Raw genomic sequence first — 19,357 nt, 5'->3', positions numbered from 1 at the left:
CCCCTTTCTGCTTGGGCTAATCCAGATCATAAATCGAGCCGACCTTGAGTCCATACAGTTCATTGTATATTTTCTCGGCGTAAGCGTCGGTCATGCCCGCAATATAATCAATGATCATATGCTCCCAGGTCCAGATTGGGTGTTCTCTCTTCTGATCGCGGTCAAAGCGGCGAAGCCAATCCCCTGGGATAATGGACTTCGACGTATGCGGGTCTACGAACGCATCCCAGAGCCTCTTGATAATCCAGGCACTCCGCTTCTGCAGACGTTGTACCCTCAGGTCTCGAATCATCGTAACCCATGCGAAGCTCTTGAGCACACTGACCGTTCGCAGCATGTCCTCGTCTTCTTCCCCGTTCCTGACAAAAGTCACCTTCTGCCAATTCCCGTCCGGAATTACGCCAAGACTTCCTACAAAGAGGCTTACCCAATAAGCCTTGACCTCCCGGCGTGTACGGGATTGATCAAATTCACAGGTCGGCAGCTTCTCATTCCAGACCCGAAGGAACGCTGTTAGCACCTCCTCTGCCTTACTGCGAATGCGTTCATCGTCCCATCCCTGCCAGCATGGATCCTCCAGCGTGTTCACTTTCTCCACAATCAGCTGCTGGATATGCGGGTCCTGCATGAAATGCTCATGCACCTCGATCTTCCCTGCCTTGATCCCATCTTCCAGATCATGCGCCGAGTATGCAATATCATCACACAGGTCCATAAGCTGGGCTTCCAGCGTCTTCTTGCCTGCCGGTATCCCCCAGAGACTGCGGATCTCGGAAATATACTGCCATTCATGGTGATACATGCCCTTATGATTCACCGTGCCGGGAAAAGGATATTTGTTCGTTCCCAACAGAACCGCATCGGACAAGTTCAGCCCGTCCAGATCCTCCCGCTTCTCCAGGAACATAATCAGCCGGAAATTATGGGCGTTCCCCTCGAAATGCTCGTATTTCTGCCTCATTGCGGAGCGAATCAGCAGCTCATTGGCAGCTGGATCACTGCTCTTCCTCAGTTCCTGCTGCACTTTATCCTCAATTAACCGGTCCAGTATTCCCGAGAGCACCTCTTCTCCCTTATGCCCAAAAGGAGGATGCCCAAAATCATGACAAATTGCCGCACATTCCACAACCTCGGAATCGATAATAAGTCCCGGATTCCCAGCCCGCGCGGTATCAATACCAGGATACGAACGAATCAAGCTGCGTGCAGCTTCCCTGGCAATCTGTGCTACCTCAAGAGAATGGGTAAGACGAGTCCGGTAATAATCGCCGGTTCCGGCCCCGAACACCTGGGATTTCCCCTGCAGGCGCCGGAAAGTTGGCGAATGAATCAATCTTGAATAATCACGCTCATAAGCTGCCCGCGCATTGCCATGCCCGTGTCCCGCCTGATCCGGGTACTGCCTATGCTGCCTGAGTCCATTAACGTCCATAATAAAGCCACTCCTATATTAGATCTGCTATATATGATGCAGTTAAAATGTTTACATTTGTGGGTACAGGCGTAACTACGGGGAATGCTTGGACTTTCGGCCGCTGTTATCTCCAGATTTCTTGATGTATACCTAAGTAGGGATGAAATCCGGAGATAAAGCTTATGCTTCCGATGTAGCTTTCTTTCAGAAAGCTTGTAGGCGATCGCTTCGCTCCTACAGTTCCAAGCTTCCCCTCCCTTACGCCCCTCCCTCGCATGTCATTTTTCTAACTGCTTGTTATATAGTAGATTTTAGTAATTTTTAACTAGTGTACTTCCAGACTCTCTTTGAAGTCAAAAGGAGAATCTAAAGGTCCCCTGCCAGGCATAAAATCCTGCAGCAGCTTGCGGTCGCACCAAGGGTCATTTTTATGATATGGTAACCTTAATTGGAAATTGTGCCAGCAAAGGGGAATCACCATGCCGATTAGAAGACCGCTCCTGACTGAACAGGACTTTCAGGAAGCGCTGGACCAGCAATATCGTATTCGTGTATTTCAGGACGATCATCTGGTCGACTCCGGCGGAGTCATTATCCGCTTCGATGACCAGACCGTCATCGTACAATCGGGCGTAAGCGAGCTTGCCTATCATTCACGCAAGGATTGTCAGTTTTTTGAGATCCGGAAATAAAAGGATAGTAAGACGCAGCTTAAAATGTTCACATTTGTGGGTACAGTCGTAACTACGGGGAATGCTTGGACTTTCGGTCGCTGTTCTCTCCAGATTTCTTGAATAAACTGCAGCAGAGATGAAATCTGGAGACAAAGCTTATGCTTCCGATGTAGCTTTCTTTCAGAAAGCTTGTAGGCGATCGCTTCGCTCCTACAGTTCCAAGCTTCCCCTCCATTACGCCTCTCCCCGCATGCCAACTTTCTAACTGCGTCTTATATAGAGGAGGAGTAATGATGTCAACATTAGTTGCAAAAAACTGGCTGCTCGCAAGACTCTACGAGCAGGATCAAGTGATTGTGGACTGCCGCTTCCAGCTCGGCAAGCCGGAAGCAGGACGGCAGGCTTATGACGCCGGCCATATTCCAGGCGCCGTCTATCTGGACCTGGAGGCAGACCTGTCAGGGCCGGTCCAGGCCCATGGCGGCCGCCATCCTCTGCCGGATATGGCGGCACTGGAAGAGCGTCTTGGACGGGCCGGGATTGGCCCGCAGACGAGAGTCGTAGCTTACGACGATCAGGGCGGCATGTACGCCGCGAGGCTCTGGTGGCTGCTGCGCTATGCCGGGCATGAGCAGGTCTTCGTGCTGAGCGAAGGCTTCTCCGCATGGGAGGCGGCGGGTTATCCCGTGAGCGCCGAGCAGCATGTGGTCATTCCGCAGACGTTCACCGCTCAGCCGCAGCGCGGCATGTGGGCTGACGTCAGCGAGGTGCGCGAAGCCTCTGCCGCCGGGGCAAGCGGCGCGCTGCTGGTGGATTCGCGCGAAGCGAAGCGCTATATCGGCGAGGAAGAGCCGATCGATGCCCGCGCAGGGCATATTCCAGGAGCGGCTAACCGCTTCTGGAAGGAGGTCCTTGACGAGCGCGGAGCCTGGAGAAGCGAGGCCGAGCTCAGGGAGCATTTTGCAGATATTATTCAAGCAGCTGAAGCTGGCCGGGACGTTGTTGTATACTGCGGTTCCGGTGTCAGCGCTTGTCCAAATGTGCTCGCACTGCATAATCTCGGGTATACGAATGTGAAGCTGTATCCGGGAAGCTGGAGCGATTGGATTTCGTATAACGAGAACCCGATTGCGACAGGGGCAGAGTAAGAACAGAGAAGCCGCGTCAGACGCGGGGTTGAGGGCTGTACAGGTTAGGTGCAAGTGACCTGTTGCGGCCCTCTCTGGCGTTCCCGTTCAACAGCTTGCAAACAAGAACCCGACTTAAGTAGTTGCAGGAACCCCGGAGCCAGCCACAGTAGGGCGGTCGGGTCAGGTTATTGTTGAACGCTCGGCATTTTCGTTTGCGTCCATCCATAAAAGGCGCGGAGCAATCTTTCGTACGGAGCACGTGGAGGAACACCTCACTTTCATTAATATGACATAAGGTGACGTATTTGAGGTCTAGAATGGGAGGTAGAATAACGAAAGGAGTAACAAATCATGAAACGAAGAATAATTTTAGATTTAGCGGTCACTTTAGATGGTTTCATTGAAGGGAAAAATGGTGAGGTTGATTGGTGCATTATGGACTCTGAGATGGAGTTTAATCACTTTTTAAATCAAATTGATACAATTTTATATGGAAGAAAAAGCTACGATTTATGGGGACAATTCACTCCAGAAATTGAACATACTGATTCTGAAAAAGAGTTTTGGGAATTGGTTCATAGCAAAGAGAAATATGTGTTTTCCAGGACCCAAAAAGGGACTGATAATAAAGCCGTATTCATAAATGATAGTATTCTTGAAGAAGTAAATAAATTAAAGAATAAGCCTGGCAAAGACATCTGGCTGTATGGGGGAGCAAGTCTTATTACAACTTTTATTAATTTAGGACTTGTTGATGAATTTAGATTATCTGTTCACCCTGTTGTTTTGGGAGAAGGGAAACCGCTGTTTGTGGATATAAAACAGAGGTTGACTTTAAAAATGGTTAATACAAGAACGTTCTCCTCAGGCGTTGTACAACTAATTTATCATTTTGATGGGAACTAAAAATATTGCGAACCCGCTCTTTTTGATTTGGATCTATTCGAACATGGGGGTTAATGATGGGATAATATGCTGGAGCGACTGGATCAGTATTAGGAGAATCCGGTAGCGACAGGAGAAGAATAAGAAAGAGAAGCTGCACCAGACGCGGGTTGGAGGGCTGTGACAGATTGCCGAGAGGCCGACTGTTGCAGTCCTTTTTGTTATGTTGCGTTCGAAAACTTGAATGCCTTTCCGCTTGCAGCTTCTCCATGCCCAATTCTTCATTCTTGCTATGCCGTCCTTACTCCCCCCTGCTCTCCAGCTCCAATTGTTGCGTTCCTCCTCCCCTTCGATTTACCTTGGTTTCGTCTGGTGAAAACATTACTTCATTTCCCCCACCGACATTGTTACGTTGATATTTTATTTCACTAGTGTTATATTACACATGTGTAATATTAATTTTTAGGAGCCTAGACATGAATCCACTTTCGAATGTTGAATTTACGCTGCTACAAATTATCGCAGAATGTAAACAAGCATCAGGTTACGACATCAATAAGCTAATCGATCAGCGAGGTTATAGGGAATGGGCCAATATCGGTACGACTTCAGTCTACGCTGGTCTGAAGAAATTGAACGATAAGGGATTGATCGCACACGAGGAATCAGGCGAGAAATCCGGGAAAGGGCCTATGCCGACACGATTTGTCATGACCGGAAAAGGTATCGGGGCGCTGAGGGATGAAGTCATTTCCAGCCTCTCCTCTTCCCGGGAACGCGATAACCGATTCGATCTCGGGCTAGCCGCATTACCTGTTGTGAAGAAGGATGAGGCGATTGAAGCTTTGCACAAACGGCTGGATTTTCTAGGAGAGTCATTGAATCATCTAAGGCAGATGTATGAATCGCAAGGCGGCGCTCATTTACCGCTTCACGCCAGGGCACTTTTTCTTCACCCGGTGAGTCTCATCGAGAGTGAACAAGCATTTGTTAGCAATATCATTCATGAATTGTTGGGGGAGACGAAGGAACATGAGTAGAATCATTGAGGATTTCGTGCCTTATCAAGGGGATCATTGCGAAACGACAACTATGGGCAACTTGCTTCAATTTACTGGAATTCAGCTATCGGAGCCGATGTTATTCGGATTAGGTCAGGGATTCGGTTTCATTTACTGGGATTCCAAGCAGATGGACTTTCCCTTTATCGGGGGAAGAGTGAAGCCGGATGAATTGACCACCTGCCTGGCATCCCGGCTCAACTTGGCCCTCAAGGTACAAGAGAGCTCTTCTGTCGATAAAGCGTGGCGGAATGTGCTGAGCTTCTTAGAACGCGGAGTTCCGGTTGGCCTGAAATTAGACTCGTATTACCTGGACTATTTTACGAAAAAGGTGCATTTTGCAGGTCATTACGCAGTAATCTATGGCGCGGATGCCGATTACGCCTACATGGCGGATACAAGGCAGCAAGGTGGTCTTGTAAAGACACGACTGACGCAATTGGCCATGGCGAGAAGCGCAAAGGGCCCAATGAGCTCCAAGAATCGTTCCTTTACGATTGAGCCGCCTGATACGCTTCCTGAGCTTGTACCCGCTATCCGATCCTCTATAACCCAAAATGCACATGACTATCTAAATCCGCCCATTCGCAATATAGGGAATAAGGGCATTCTCAAGATGAGCCAAGAAGTCCTGAAATGGCCTTCTAGAAGCGAGAATATAGATGCAGATCTATGCTTGACTGCGCAGTTAATGGAGAAGGCGGGAACTGGCGGAGCTTTGTTCCGGAATCTATATCGGGATTTTCTTGAAGAATGCATGGCTCATCTTGGAGACTCAAGACTGGACAAGGCACACAAGCTGTTTGCGGAAATCGCTCCCATGTGGGTAAGCGTGTCTTCTTCATTCGACATAGCAGGAAGAACGGGCAGCTATCAGGAGCTGAACCAAACTTCCAAGCTTTTGGTTGAGATCGCAGACAAGGAACGTGAAGCCATGGAGCTATTATTGAACATCTGATTCTTTGGCTAGATTCACAGCTTTCGGGATCAGTTATGAGGAGAATCCGATGGCTGCCGGTAATAAGAGTAGATTAATCAGTGTAACTATCCATTGGAGTACATTGCCCTACTGGCGATGTACTCCTGTGCGTTTTACATAGAGGTGTTGAATTCAACAAGTAGTCAATACACGAATTCTATTTTTTGTTGAATTTCATATCCAAAGTTACCAGTACATTTACAGGAAATCATACCCACCCCGCCGAAGTAGGATGAAATACTTTTATTCAAAAATATGGAGGTTTGAAATGCATTCAACGTATTCCAGGTTAAAATTTGTCCTTCTCGCTCTCTGCGTTTTACTGCTATGCGAGACGTCTTATTCGGGTGTCTCCGCAGCAGCTGCGGGCAGTCAGAGCGTGAAGTTCACGAAGATCGCAGGAGGATATTATCATTTTCTGGCTTTAGACACGGACGGCAACGTATGGGGCTGGGGGAATAATATTTATGGTCAGCTGGGTGACCATAATGTCAGCTATCACAACGTTCCTGTTCCGATCAAAGGGTTTGAGAAGGTGAAGCTCATTAGCGCAGGCTACGATCATTCTAGGGTCGTGAAGCAGGACGGAACCGTATGGCAGTTGGGTCAGGGCCAAGTTGACTCGGTGCCTAGACAAGTAAGCGGGATATCCGATGTCATTGATATTGCAGACAGCGCATACTATACCCTTGCTCTTCGCAAGGACGGCAGCGTATGGGGCTGGGGAAGCAATAAAGTCGGTCAGCTGGGAAACGGTCAAAGCGGCCATGATGAAGAACTCCCGGTTCAAGTACAATCTCTTTCCAATGTTACAGCCATTACGGCTTCTTCCGATGAAGGTCTTGCTGTCACTTCCAATGGCCAGGTGTGGAGATGGGGCGGGGTCATCCAATGCAGCGGCGGGAAGTGCAAGAAGGAGATCGTTACCTCCCCTATTCTTTTTAATGGCTTAAGCAGCGTAAAGTCTTTATCCCGCGATATCGCGCTTTTGCAGGATGGCACTGTTGTAAAATGGGGCATCAATTACCAAGGGAGTATCGGAACTGGCGAGATGGAATACAGCTACTTTAAAGATCCTATCCCGTTGCCTTCCTTAACAGACATTGTTCAGGTCTCGAAAACTCACGCGCTCACCAAAGAGGGCCAGGTCTGGTCCTGGGGGCCGAATGAATATGGCCAGGTAGGTGATGGAACGACAGAGCCTCGGCCAAGACCTATCAAGCTGAACACGATTGACCGTGTAGCGGAAATTGCAAGCGGAGAAGAGATTACGGCAGCCCTCACCCGAGGTGGACAGCTATTTGAATGGGGAAATAACAAAGAAGGGCAAATTTCCAATGAACCCGCAAATATAATGCCTCCAACTCCTGTACCTATGACACGCCAGACGGTTACTTATGCTTTGCCTATCCCTTGGCATCCTAATGAATGGACCTTTGCTTGGACGTACCTGGATGACAAGGGCTCTGTCGTAAAAGACGGTCAGACTTATTATCGGGTCAAGCCTTTCTCGGAAGGACTCGCAGCGGTTCATCGCGCCTCAAATGACTTATGGAGTTTTATTACCCCTACCGGTGAGCCTGCATTCCCGGGTGAGTATAAACTCATAAGAGATTTCCATCAAGGCAGGGCTGCCGTGAAGGATGACAAAGGATGGCAGTTCATCAATACGAAAGGCGAATATATCGGCCAGAACCGTTATCCAGACCTGAACGATTATGCCAGTGGACTTGCTCCCGTGCTGGTTGGCAAGAAGTGGGGCTATATTAATTTATCCGGTCAAATGGTCATCCCACCGCAGTTCTCATCCGCACAGTCCTATGCCAATAACCTAGCGGCCGTGCAAATCAATGGCAAATGGGGATTTATTGATACAAAAGGAAAGCTCGTGATCAAAGCCGTATATTCAGCCGCAGGCTCCTTTACGGGACCCGCGGCTGCGGTCAAGCAGAACGGGAAATGGGGTTATATCAATAAAGCGGGAGCTTGGACGATAAAGCCTCAGTTCGAGGACGCGAAACCATTCTCCAGCTCCTCTCTCGCCCCTGTTAAGGTAAAAGGGAAGTGGGGCTATACCAATCTTCAAGGCAAGCTCATCATATCGCCGCAGTATGATGATGCCGCTCCCTTCCAGGAGGGCTTGGCCAGCGTGAAGAAGAACGGGCTTTGGGCGATCATTAACAGTTCAGGCAAGAGAATAACGTCATTCGAATTTGTTGAGGTTCAACCTTACAGCAACAAGTTGGCTTGGGTTGTTACCAAAACGGACAATGGATATATTGATTCTACAGGCAAGTGGTATTACAAGGCCGAGATTGTCAAACTTCCATAGGTAATACTTGGATGGCTCTGGAGGCTACACCAATGACTTGACCTGATCACCTTTGTAAAGTAATCTCATCTCAGCCCCTACTCCTAACAGATACTAAAAAGCCTGTCTTCAGCGTATTCACGCAGAGACAGGCTTCAGTACGTTATATATTTATCTCACGCGGGTACCCCGCTCAATCATACTCATTGTATTCCTATTCACCTTCCGGCATCTCGTACTCATCCGAGGAGAACCGCTGCTCCTTGAACGGGTCAGCTGTGTTATGGAAGCCATGACTTTCCCAGAAGCCCTTCCGGTCCTCCTTCATGAATTCGATGCCCCGAACCCACTTGGCGCTTTTCCAGAAATATAAATGGGGTACAACCAGACGGAGGGGATAACCATGCTTGGGGGTTAAGGGCTTGTCGTCATAGTTGAAAGCAAGCAGAACATCCTCATGCAGCAAATCCTCCAGCGGCAGGTTGGTCTCATAATTCGTATCCGCATGAATCATAACATACTTGGCCTCTGGCAGGACCCGCAGTGATTTCATAAAGTCCCTGAACTTCACACCCTCCCAGCGGGTGTCGAACTTGGACCACCGGGTTACGCAGTGGATATCGCTCTCAGACCTCGATTGTGGCAGGGCTTTGAGTTCATCCAGGCTGAAGATCCGCTCTTCTTCCACTTCGCCAAATACACGAAGCGTCCAGCTGTTCATTTCATATTCGGGTACCGGACCTTCGTGCAGAATTGGGAACTTCTCTGTCAAAGTCTGTCCGGGGGGCAATCGATACTGCATAGAAGCATCTGAATGTGGCCGGTCCGGAACTTTAGCCGTTTTCAACCAATCAGCTTTGTCACGCATGGGTCACGCCTCCCTTATCTACATTCATTTAGATTGATGGCATTACATTTCCGCCACTGACCGGCACATAGGCACCTGTAATAAAGCTAGCCAGATCTGAAGCTAAGAATGCTACTACGTTGGCAATTTCCTGGTCTGTGCCGCGGCGTTTGAGCGGAACGGATTGCTCGTAGGATTCACTGTGCTCCGTATTGTTCTCACGGTCCCGCTCACTGATCGTCCATCCTGGCGCGACCTGGTTCACGGTAATCTGATGCTCCCCAATCTCCTTGGCCAACACGCGGTAGACGCCGTCCATCCCTCGCTTGCCTGCCACATAAGCGGACTGGGTAGGAAAGTTCTGCATGGAGCATTCCGTATTAATGGCGACAATGCGGCCGCCCTGCTGCTCAATCATATAGGGAACAAACGCTTTAGATAAATGAACCGCCTGTAGAACGGTCGAGTTGAACTGATCTACATAATCGCTTGGATCCTGCTCAAGCACCGTAGTCCAGCTGTACTGGGAGACGGCATTGGCCACGATGATCTCCGGCAGCTTAAATTCACTTTGGATTGTATCTCTCATCTGCAGAACTGAATCCAGCTTGGAGATGTCCGCAGAAATGATATAGGCCTTGCGGCCAAGCTGCTGGGCCTCCCGCTGAACGGATTCAGCCTTCGCCTTATTACTGAAATAATGAATAATAATATCTGCTCCGCTTCGGGCAAGTGTACTCGCCATTACACGACCAAGCTCTCCACTCGCTCCTGTGATCAGAGCGGTTTTGCCTGTCAAATCAATCGAAATCATGAAATTCCTCCCCTGCTGTGATGTCAACGTATCCCAGGGTATATTCTTCGCTGGCCAAGAGATATCCTGCTGTTGCAGCAGTCAAGTTCGGCGCTGAAAGCAGATAAATGGTATATTATGAATGGTGCAATCAACAAATCAATAAATTATTAGCAGGTGAATTTATGCTTCAAGCTTACTTTTTTCCGATTTCCTATGCTTTTCTTACTTTCCCCATTGCCGCGCTTCTGTTCACGCTGCCGTTCCTGATTGTGCAGTACCGTAGACACGGCTACATCAATAAGGTAAGAGCCTTTATGTTGTATTTGTTCCTGCTCTACCTCATGAATGCATTCTATCTAATCCTTCTGCCGTTCCCCGCTTCCAGGCATAATGCCGCTCCAGCGGGAGGATCCCTGCAGCTCATCCCTCTGAACTTTGTACAGGATATTATTAGCGAGACCCATGTTAAGCTGACGAGCCTCTCGTCATATCTGCTATTGCTGAGGGAACGCGCATCTCTACAGGTCCTGTTTAACGTCGCACTGACTATACCATTCGGTATATTCATGCGGTACTACTTCAGAACTGGGTGGATCAAGTGCCTTATCCTATCGCTGTCACTCTCCCTATTCTTTGAGCTGACTCAGCTGACGGGGATTTACGGCTTCTACGACCATCCCTATCGTCTTGCTGATGTGGATGACCTGATCACGAATACGCTTGGTGGAATTATCGGCTTCCTCATCGCCGAGTGGATCTCCAGGCTGCTGCCCCGAATGGATCGGCTGGATGCCAATCTGGATAAGACAACCAAAAGGGTAACCTATACAAGACGCGGAATCGCACTGCTTACCGATTTGCTCCTATGGGTTATTCTCTACACTCTGTTCAGGTTCATTCGCATTCCCGGCGCATATTTCATATCCACCGGTCTGTATTTCATGCTCCTGCCTTATATTTTCAAAGGCAGAACCCTTGGCAAGTGGTTGGTACGAATTCACTTAATCCGCTCTGATGGGTCGTTAACCCTGCTGTCTCTGATCTACCGCTACGGCCTGCTGTACTGGGTGCTCGGCCAGCTTAGTGTATTCCGTATGGGCACCCTTCACTTTGAGAAGCTTCCAAGCCTGCTCGCACTGCCCCTATACTTTCTGATTTTTCTCGTGAACCTGATATTCTTTGTCCATCTGGTCAGCCGGATCTTCAAACGAGAAGATCAGCTATTCTATGAGAAGTGGAGCCGAACCTCGCACAAGATCACCTGGCCAGAGAAGAAGGAGTAAGCATGTATACTCATGACAATATTGGACCCCTTTGAGGGTCCTTTGTTGCGTCAGCTAACAAGCAACCGTATTCATTCCCCATCGTATTCGGCACCGTGACAGCAACAATGCCGAATCGGCTTCAATCGATGTCCCTTTCTTTCACCTAAATAGATAGATTTCTGTATAATCAAAAACATATGTTGACCTTCACGTTACGTTAAGAAGTACAGTTAATTTGTCAGGAGGGATGCCAGGATGGAATACACCATACAAAAGCTCGGTCATCTGGCTGGAATCAGTACCCGAACGCTTCGCTATTATGATGAGATTGACCTTCTTAAGCCGGCAAGAATCAACTCGTCAGGTTACCGGATCTACGGCCAGAGTGAGGTAGACAGACTCCAGCACATTCTTTTCTATAGAGAACTGGGGCTTAGTCTGGAACAAATTCGGGGGATGATGAACGCTTCTTCATTTGACGGAGCTCAGGCACTCAAGGAACATTGGGAACAACTCCTTGGCAAAAGAAAACAGCTCGACCTTCTCATCGCGAATGTGGAGAAGACGATTGCTGTACATGAAGGGAGAACCGTTATGACAGACCATGAGAAATTCGAGGGATTCAAACAGAAGCTGATTGATGAAAATGAACGCAAATACGGTCAAGAAATACGAAATAAATATGGGAACGAGGCAATCGATCAGTCCAACGCGAAGCTTAAGAACATGACTGAGGCGCAGCACGAAGAGCTTACCCGTCTCACTGATGAGCTGTATGCCACCTTGGCTGAAGCCTTCAAGACGGGCGATCCCGGGGGCGAGATGGCCCAGAAGGCCGCCGATCTGCATAAGCAGTGGCTGACCTATTACTGGAGCCATTACAGCAAAGAGGCGCATGCAGGACTCGCTCAAATGTATGTTGAGGATGAACGCTTCAAAGCACATTATGATGAGAAGCAGCCAGGAACTGCTGAGTTTCTAAGAGATGCGATTCTAGTCTATACGGGACTCAAACAGTCCTAAGCGAATAACACTAAATGAAGAGCAGTATCCTTGGGAAATCAGGATACTGCCCTTCATGTTATTTCATAAGCTTCCTCAGTATACGCAGTGCGTTCTTGGAAGAGGGATAGCGGAACGCGAAGTCGAAGCGCGTTGTCTGAACAAGGACGCTTTTCTCATGGGAGAAGGTCTTAAAGCTCTCGAAGCCGTGGTAGCTTCCCATTCCGCTGTCCCCTACCCCTCCAAAGGGCAGATAAGGAGTTGCCAGATGCATCAACGTATCATTAATCGTCCCCCCGCCGAAGGATAAGGAATTAATCACCTTGTTCTGAATCCCCTTGCTCTGACTGAACAAGTACAGGGCTAGAGGCTTTGGATGACTGCGAACTCCGGCAATTACCTCATCAAGATCCTCATACTCCAGCACCGGGAACACCGGGCCAAAGATCTCCTCTTTCATCACTGGCATGTCCCAAGTAACGCGATCCAGAACGGTAGGCTCAATCTTAAGGGTTCCCGCATCGTATTGCCCGCCCAGAACCGCTTGTCCATCCTGCAGGAACATAACCAGCCTGTCAAAGTGACGCCGGCTTACAATCCGGCCATAATCGGGATGCCTTATCGGGTCCTTTCCGTAAAAGTCGTGAATCGCACGTCGCATTTCCTGCAGCAGCTCTTCCTTCACATCTCGATGGACCCACAAGTAATCCGGCGCTACGCAGGTCTGCCCTGCATTCGTAAATTTCCCGAAGACAATTCTTCTCGCAGCAAGCCCGATATCCGCATCCTTGTGGACGATACAAGGACTTTTACCTCCCAGCTCCAAAGTCACAGGGGTAAGCTGCTTCGCAGCGGCTTCCATTACAATTCGTCCTACATTCACGCTGCCGGTGAAGAAGATATAATCAAATTTATGTTTGAGCAGCTCGGAGCTTACCTCCGCACCGCCTTCAACTACAGCGACATACTCCTCAGGGAACACTTCAGCCAAGATGCGTCTAAGCAGATCCGATACGGCCTGTGACAGCTCAGAAGGCTTAAGAAGGACCGTATTTCCCGCCGCAATAGCTCCTACAAGTGGAGAGATGGCAAGCTGGAAAGGATAGTTCCAAGGTGCAATAATTAGCACAGTTCCATACGGTTCCGGTACAATCATGCCTTTCGAGCCAATGTGCGTAAGCACGGTTCGCACTCTGCGCGGCTTCGCCCAGCGGGTAAGACGTCTGCAGATGTGTCTGATCTCCTCCAGTACAATTCCTATTTCTGTACTATAGGATTCGAGTTCAGATTTGTTCAGGTCCTGACGCAGCGCGGCCATAATCTCGGGTTCCCTCGATTTGAGTACCTCACTAAGACGGGTCAGCATGAGCCGTCTTGACGAGACGCTCCGTGTGTGACCCTCTTTATAATAAAGCTTTTGCCTGGTGAGTAATTCCTGAATGTCTAGCTCTGAAGCTTCGTTATTCACATGATACCTCTTCCCTGAGTATAGTCTCCGAGTTTATATATCAGACAGGAGCAGGACGACTGGACAATGATCGCTTCCCATAATATGAGCATCAATTCGCGCATCCGCAAGCTTTGGTCCAAGCCTGGTCGAAGCTAGAAAATAATCGATACGCCAGCCCACATTCCGCTCCCTTACCTTTGGCATATTGGACCACCAGCTGTAAGCATCCGTCTGATCCGGGTAAAAGTAACGGAAGGTATCCACAAATCCAGCATCCAGCAGCAGGGTCATCTTCTCCCTCTCTTCCGGGGTAAAGCCTGAATTATTGCGGTTGCCCTTCGCGTTCTTAAGATCGATTTCTTGATGAGCCACATTCATGTCCCCGCACACAATCACCGGCTTCAGCGCATCGAGCCCCTTCAAGTAACTTCTGAACCGGTCTTCCCATTCCAGCCGATAATCCAGTCTAGCCAGATCTCTCTTGGCATTCGGAGTGTAGACATTCACCAGATAGAATTGTTCAAATTCTAGCGTAAGCACACGGCCCTCCGGCTCGTGATCCTCTTCCAGACCATACCTTACGGAGATAGGCTTTATTTTGGTAAAAACAGCCGTACCTGAATAGCCTTTCTTCTCAGCGTAGTTCCAATACTGTTCATATCTCCCGCCATGATCAAGCTCAATCTGGCCCTCCTGCAGCTTGATCTCCTGAACGCAGAATATATCCGCATCCACCGCGTCGAAGTAATCATTAAAGCCTTTATTTACACAGGCTCTCAGCCCGTTCACATTCCAGGATACCAGCTTCATATTCTCCCCCTGCTCACTAGGTAATTTAACCCATATTTCACAAACTATCTAAATCATCTTTAGGAACAGCCTAAATTATACGATATATAGAGAACAAAGACTTTGAAATCTTTTAGACACCGGGTGAAAGAAGGTTGTAAGAATGAGATTTTTTGTGAATCAGAGGGTTTCTGTTAAAATTATGGGATTAATCGGTCTATCTACGATTTTTATGTGTTTGATCGGCCTATCGGGTTATTATTACCTGGACAAAATCAATAATAATGCCAAACAAATGTATACGCACAACATGGTGCCAAACGAGTTGATTAATCAGATCATTACGAACAATGCCCAAATTAACACTCTACAGCTAGAGCTCATGATGGAAAGCAATCAGAATGAGACGAAGCAGAAAGAGATTAATGGTGAGATTCAAAAATTAATTTCAAGCAGCATCGCCGCCCAGAAGCAGATTGAGGGAATTGGCCTATCAACGGAAACCAAGCAGCTATACAATAACTTCAAAGGCAAGATTGGGACAAGCAATCAAGCCCGGGATGCCATGCTGAGCAAGCTTGACGCGAATCAGATTGATGCAGCTTATACGATCTTCGACTCTCAGGTGATGCCGATTCGAACAGATATCATGAACACGCTCACCAAGATCAAGGAACTGAACCAGAAAGCCGCTACTACTCTGAACGAAAGCAATAAGAATGATGCAGCTGACAGCAAGCGCAATTCCATTATTCTTCTGATTGCTTCCCTTCTGATCTGCGGAACGATCAGCCTGATCTTATCCAGAATGATCACCCGCCCGCTGGGTAAGCTGAAATCTCTCATGGTAGAAGCCCAGAACGGAAATTTAGCTGTGAATGGTCACTACATCTCTAAAGATGAAATTGGCGTATTAACGAAGGGCTTCAATGACATGGTAGACAGTCTTCGGGAGATCATATCCAGAATCGGTATGCATGCTGAAATGCTCTCGGCAAGTTCGGAGGAACTGCTTGCCAGTTCCAAGCAGACTAGTGAAGCCAGCGGACATATTGCAGTAGAAATACAAGAGGTCGCCGAAGGCTCGGACATCCAGTTAGGCAGCTCCAAGGAATGCAGCCGGGCTATGGAGGAGGTTGCCACTGGTATCCAGCGGGTAGCGGAATCAGCAGCTGATGTCTCGGCAATCTCCCAGTTCACGGCAGAACAAGCCAATCTCGGCGGGGATAAAATTAAGTATGTCAGCAGCCAGCTCGACTCCATATTGCAGAAGTCCCGTTCCTCTGAAGCCGTGATCCGTAAGCTGGATGAGCATTCACAGGAGATTGGCAACATAGTCGATCTGATCAAGGGCATCTCAGGCCAGATCAACCTATTGGCCCTGAATGCTTCCATTGAAGCGGCCCGGGCCGGGGAACACGGCAGAGGCTTTGCCGTCGTGGCCCAGGAGGTTCGCAAGCTGGCCGAGCAATCCAATCAGTCGTCTGAACAAATCTCCACAATTATTACGGAGATCCAGACGTCTACCATTGAGGCCGTCAAGATGATGGAGAAGGAGAAGGCCGAGATCCATTTGGGCCTTGAAGGTATGGAGGAAGCGAAACGCTCCTTTAACCAGATCACCAAATCGATTCAGGATGTGAATCAGCAGCTTGAAGAGGTGTCTGCCGCTTCCGAACAAATCTCAGCAAGCTCTGAGGAGGTCAGCTCCTCTCTGCATGTTACGGAGGAGATCGCTACCGCTTCATTCACCAAGACACAAAGCGTAGCTGCGGCCTCTGAGCAGCAGCTTGCAACCATGAAAGAGGTTGAAGAGGCTGTGCATTCTTTAACGATCATGGCCGTGGAGCTTCAAGGTCTTTCTTCCCGGTTCCGTCTGTAACCGAAAGACACCACTTACCGGAATTGAATATCAATTCTGATAGGAATTTATGTGCAGACAACAAAAAAACCTTCGATCCCGCCTCAAGAGTGGGCATCGAAGGTTTTTCTAATCATCAAAGCTTTACTTGTCCCCGTAGAATGTCTCCAGTTCACGGACAATTTCATCCTGATTATGGTCAACCACATGCTGATACTGTGGTTTAGTGAGTAGTGCCGAAATCTCCTCAGGGAACTTCTGCTCAATCATGCACAGGGCGATGGCCTCATCGAACTTGGCTGGATGAGCGGTAGCAAAGGTAATGGTTACCTCATCTTCCTCACTGCATTCCTGATAAGCAGCAATTCCGCAAGCGGTATGCGGATCAAGCAGGTAATCATACTTCTGATTATAATCGCCGATATATTTCAAGCACTCCTCATTGGAAGCCCCATAAGCAGCAAAATCAGCCTGTACGCGGGCCAGAAGCTCTGGACTTACCACGATCTTGCCTTCTGTCTGCAGCTGCTTCATATACTCAGACACCTTCTCTACATTCTCATCCAGAAGGTAATACAAATATCTCTCGAAGTTGCTCGCAACCTGAATGTCCATCGAAGGGCTGTGCGTGCTCTTGAAATCGCCTGGTTTGTATTCTCCAGTGCGCACGAAGCGCTCCAGAATATTGTTCTCATTTGTGGCAATAATCAGCTTATGAATAGGCAGTCCCATCTTCTTCGCCAGGAAGCCGGAGAAGATATTGCCGAAGTTACCTGATGGCACACTAATGTTAACTTTCTTGGATGCCTGAGCTTCAGCATCAATATGAAAGTAGGCATAGAAATAATACACGGTCTGTGCCAGGATCCGTACAAAATTGATGGAGTTGATAGCACGCAGATGGTGCTTTGCCTTGAAGTCCAGATCAGCGAACAAGTCCTTGATCACTTTCTGGCAGTCATCGAAATTCCCCTTGACCGATAAGTTCAGCACATTCTCATCGTTCACCGTGGTCATCTGAAGCTCCTGGATCTTACTTACCTTCTGGTGTGGGTGCAGAATACAGATCTTGATCCCTTCCTTGCCCCGAACACCTTGAATGGCAGCTGCTCCAGTATCTCCGGAGGTAGCACCAAGAATATGAATAATTTCATTCTGTTTCTTCGAGACATAAGAATAGAACTCACCCATGAACTGAAGGGCTACGTCCTTAAATGCAAAAGTAGGACCATGGAACAATTCCAGAATATACAGAGAATCGTTGATTTTCTTAACTGGTGTAACCTCAGGTGTACGGAAGCTTGCATAACTCCGCTTGACCATCGCCTTAAGATCTTCAGCCGGAATCTCATCATTAATATAATAGGAGAAAATCTGTTGGAACAACTCCTCATAGCTAAGGCTCTTCCATGTCTCTAATGTCGAAGGGGAGATTACTGGAATCTCGGCAGGAATCATTAGTCCCCCATCATCAGCCAGCCCCATGAGCACGGTATCAATAAAACCTTTGGGTGCAACCTGCCCCCGTGTACTTACATATTGCATACTCTGCCTCCAAATATGAATTTGATTATGTCTATATTAACCTTTCAGGGAGCCGCAACCAAGTACTATTTTCAAAATTCAACGATTCCATGGAAGTTAATTGTTGGATTTGGAATCTAAAGGACCCGTGATACAATAAATAGATTGCATTACATCCATTCAAGCTAAGGCAGGGACAACCATGAAATCAACTGCATCTTTACGCACATTTAATTTTTTGTATTTTGCTCTATTGGCCGTATTTATTCCATTTCTACCCGTGTATCTTAGCGAACAAGGACTGAACCCCGCACAAATCGGATTTGTGGTCGGCAGCGGTGGATTTGTCACCATTATTGCCCAGCCTCTATGGGGGATGATCAGCGACAGGACCAAAACCATCCGCAAGGTGCTCTTGCTGCTGCTGATATTTTCAACTCTGCTTGGTTATCTGCTGTATGATTCTTCAAGCTATACACTGCTAATCACCTATGCGATGCTGCTATATTTCTTCCTCATGCCAATCGATCCGCTTACTGAGAGTCTGAATTTCAGAGTAGGCGAGGCAGCGGGAGTCAGCTATGGCTCTATTCGGACTTATGGAGCACTGGGATATGCCGTCATGTCGCTTGCTGCCGGATACATCATGACAGGATATGGAGCTCACAGTCTGGCTTATCTCTTCGCCTTTATCGGCGTTATGGGCTTTATCATTAGTCTGCTCATGCCGGACGCCCCTGTTGCAGGCAAGCCAGTCACCTTGGCAAGTCTTAAGACGTTCCTAGGCAGCCGGGAGACCCTGCTCTTTCTGGTTCTCGTATTCATTAGCTCGGTACCTGCCAGAATGAATGATACTTTCCTTGGCGTGTACATCCGTGAACTGGGCGGGGGTTCTGAATTAGTGGGGCAAGCCTGGTTCTTGGCAGCTGGCAGTGAGATCGTCGTCTTCGCGCTCAGCTTCTGGTGGATGCGCAAAGGACACGAGCTTATGATGATCTCAATTGCAGGTGCTTTCTACTTCCTTCGATTCTTCATTTCGGCCTGGGTCGTAGATCCTCATCTGCTAGTCTTTTTGCAGGTGCTTCAAATTGTCACCTTTCCGATATTCTATTCAGCTGCTATTCAATACCTCTACCGGATAGCTCCTGTGGAGTGGCGTGCGACAAGCCAAACTGTGCTAGCCCTGCTCTTCTTTGGCGTATCGGGGATTATCGCTTCTTACGCCGGGGGAGCCATATATGAAAGCTTTGGCGGCAAGACCCTCTTCCTCGTCATTTCAGTTATGTCCTTCATCGGGATGCTGTTTGGAATCGTGCTGAACCGGGTATACGGTACACACTCACAGTCTGAAAGGGTAGAATAACGCCTT

17 protein-coding genes are annotated in these 19,357 nt (G+C 48.4%); 10 read left to right on the top strand and 7 right to left on the bottom strand.

Translation table 11 applies throughout. The annotated features are described in order from the left end of the window. Nucleotides 1-16: 16 nt before the first annotated feature. Nucleotides 17-1,432, bottom strand: a complete 1,416-nt coding sequence (locus tag ACRRNK_RS05070) for a deoxyguanosinetriphosphate triphosphohydrolase family protein (protein ID WP_433945715.1) — start codon at nucleotides 1,430-1,432, stop codon at nucleotides 17-19. Nucleotides 1,433-1,893: 461 nt separating this feature from the next. On the opposite strand from ACRRNK_RS05070, the gene ACRRNK_RS05065 reads away from it, so the two are divergent. Next, nucleotides 1,894-2,106: a hypothetical protein gene (locus ACRRNK_RS05065; protein WP_433945714.1), complete on the top strand. Its 213-nt coding sequence runs from the start codon at nucleotides 1,894-1,896 to the stop codon at nucleotides 2,104-2,106. A 52-nt stretch (nucleotides 2,107-2,158) separates the two neighbouring features. Here ACRRNK_RS05065 and ACRRNK_RS05060 read toward each other — a convergent pair whose 3' ends face one another. Further along, nucleotides 2,159-2,323 carry a hypothetical protein gene (locus tag ACRRNK_RS05060; protein ID WP_433945713.1) on the bottom strand — a complete coding sequence of 55 codons (165 nt, stop codon included), beginning with the start codon at nucleotides 2,321-2,323 and terminating at the stop codon, nucleotides 2,159-2,161. 58 nt (nucleotides 2,324-2,381) lie between these two features. Here ACRRNK_RS05060 and ACRRNK_RS05055 point away from each other — a divergent pair, with 58 nt between their 5' ends. From ACRRNK_RS05055 to ACRRNK_RS05035, 5 genes are all read left to right on the top strand, one after another. Continuing rightward, on the top strand, nucleotides 2,382-3,236 hold the full coding sequence (locus ACRRNK_RS05055) for a sulfurtransferase (protein ID WP_433946808.1): 855 nt from the start codon (nucleotides 2,382-2,384) through the stop codon (nucleotides 3,234-3,236). A 333-nt stretch (nucleotides 3,237-3,569) separates the two neighbouring features. Then, the gene (locus ACRRNK_RS05050; protein ID WP_433945712.1) at nucleotides 3,570-4,124 is read left to right on the top strand and encodes a dihydrofolate reductase family protein; all 555 of its coding nucleotides are present in this window, start codon (nucleotides 3,570-3,572) and stop codon (nucleotides 4,122-4,124) included. A gap of 455 nt (nucleotides 4,125-4,579) precedes the next feature. Next, a complete protein-coding gene (locus tag ACRRNK_RS05045) occupies nucleotides 4,580-5,143 on the top strand; it encodes a PadR family transcriptional regulator (protein ID WP_433945711.1) in 564 nt (187 codons plus the stop codon). Next, nucleotides 5,136-6,122 carry a BtrH N-terminal domain-containing protein gene (locus ACRRNK_RS05040; RefSeq protein WP_433945710.1) on the top strand — a complete coding sequence of 329 codons (987 nt, stop codon included), beginning with the start codon at nucleotides 5,136-5,138 and terminating at the stop codon, nucleotides 6,120-6,122. The genes ACRRNK_RS05045 and ACRRNK_RS05040 overlap by 8 nt, the downstream gene beginning before the upstream one ends. A gap of 289 nt (nucleotides 6,123-6,411) precedes the next feature. Beyond that, a complete protein-coding gene (locus tag ACRRNK_RS05035) occupies nucleotides 6,412-8,475 on the top strand; it encodes a WG repeat-containing protein (protein ID WP_433945709.1) in 2,064 nt (687 codons plus the stop codon). A 193-nt stretch (nucleotides 8,476-8,668) separates the two neighbouring features. Here the strand turns inward: ACRRNK_RS05035 and ACRRNK_RS05030 are convergent, their stop codons facing one another. Next, entirely contained in the window at nucleotides 8,669-9,322 is a 654-nt protein-coding gene (locus tag ACRRNK_RS05030; protein WP_433945708.1) for a sulfite oxidase-like oxidoreductase, read from the bottom strand. Between the two features lie 28 nt (nucleotides 9,323-9,350). Then, nucleotides 9,351-10,112 (bottom strand): SDR family NAD(P)-dependent oxidoreductase, encoded by a 762-nt coding sequence (locus ACRRNK_RS05025; protein ID WP_433946807.1) that lies wholly within the window; start codon nucleotides 10,110-10,112, stop codon nucleotides 9,351-9,353. Between the two features lie 167 nt (nucleotides 10,113-10,279). Here ACRRNK_RS05025 and ACRRNK_RS05020 point away from each other — a divergent pair, with 167 nt between their 5' ends. Together ACRRNK_RS05020 and ACRRNK_RS05015 are read left to right on the top strand one after the other, a co-directional pair. Next, on the top strand, nucleotides 10,280-11,380 hold the full coding sequence (locus ACRRNK_RS05020; protein WP_433946806.1) for a VanZ family protein: 1,101 nt from the start codon (nucleotides 10,280-10,282) through the stop codon (nucleotides 11,378-11,380). 237 nt (nucleotides 11,381-11,617) lie between these two features. After that, nucleotides 11,618-12,385, top strand: a complete 768-nt coding sequence (locus tag ACRRNK_RS05015) for a MerR family transcriptional regulator (RefSeq protein WP_433945707.1) — start codon at nucleotides 11,618-11,620, stop codon at nucleotides 12,383-12,385. A 58-nt stretch (nucleotides 12,386-12,443) separates the two neighbouring features. Here the strand turns inward: ACRRNK_RS05015 and ACRRNK_RS05010 are convergent, their stop codons facing one another. Next, nucleotides 12,444-13,832: an aldehyde dehydrogenase gene (locus ACRRNK_RS05010; protein WP_433945706.1), complete on the bottom strand. Its 1,389-nt coding sequence runs from the start codon at nucleotides 13,830-13,832 to the stop codon at nucleotides 12,444-12,446. A gap of 33 nt (nucleotides 13,833-13,865) precedes the next feature. Then, complete coding sequence (locus tag ACRRNK_RS05005) at nucleotides 13,866-14,624, bottom strand: exodeoxyribonuclease III (RefSeq protein WP_433945705.1); 759 nt, start codon at nucleotides 14,622-14,624, stop codon at nucleotides 13,866-13,868. Between the two features lie 142 nt (nucleotides 14,625-14,766). Between ACRRNK_RS05005 and ACRRNK_RS05000 the strand changes: the two genes are divergently transcribed. Further along, the gene (locus tag ACRRNK_RS05000) at nucleotides 14,767-16,485 is read left to right on the top strand and encodes a methyl-accepting chemotaxis protein (protein WP_433945704.1); all 1,719 of its coding nucleotides are present in this window, start codon (nucleotides 14,767-14,769) and stop codon (nucleotides 16,483-16,485) included. Nucleotides 16,486-16,608: 123 nt separating this feature from the next. Here the strand turns inward: ACRRNK_RS05000 and thrC are convergent, their stop codons facing one another. After that, entirely contained in the window at nucleotides 16,609-18,009 is a 1,401-nt protein-coding gene (thrC, locus tag ACRRNK_RS04995; protein ID WP_433945703.1) for a threonine synthase, read from the bottom strand. 181 nt (nucleotides 18,010-18,190) lie between these two features. Here thrC and ACRRNK_RS04990 point away from each other — a divergent pair, with 181 nt between their 5' ends. Beyond that, complete coding sequence (locus ACRRNK_RS04990) at nucleotides 18,191-19,351, top strand: MFS transporter (RefSeq protein ID WP_433945702.1); 1,161 nt, start codon at nucleotides 18,191-18,193, stop codon at nucleotides 19,349-19,351. Nucleotides 19,352-19,357 lie beyond the last annotated feature (6 nt).

Source organism: Paenibacillus sp. SN-8-1 (genome assembly GCF_050995535.1).
GTDB lineage: Bacteria > Bacillota > Bacilli > Paenibacillales > Paenibacillaceae > Fontibacillus.
The sequence above is the reverse complement of the archived record's forward strand: the minus strand, read 5'-3'. Positions and strand labels throughout refer to the sequence as shown.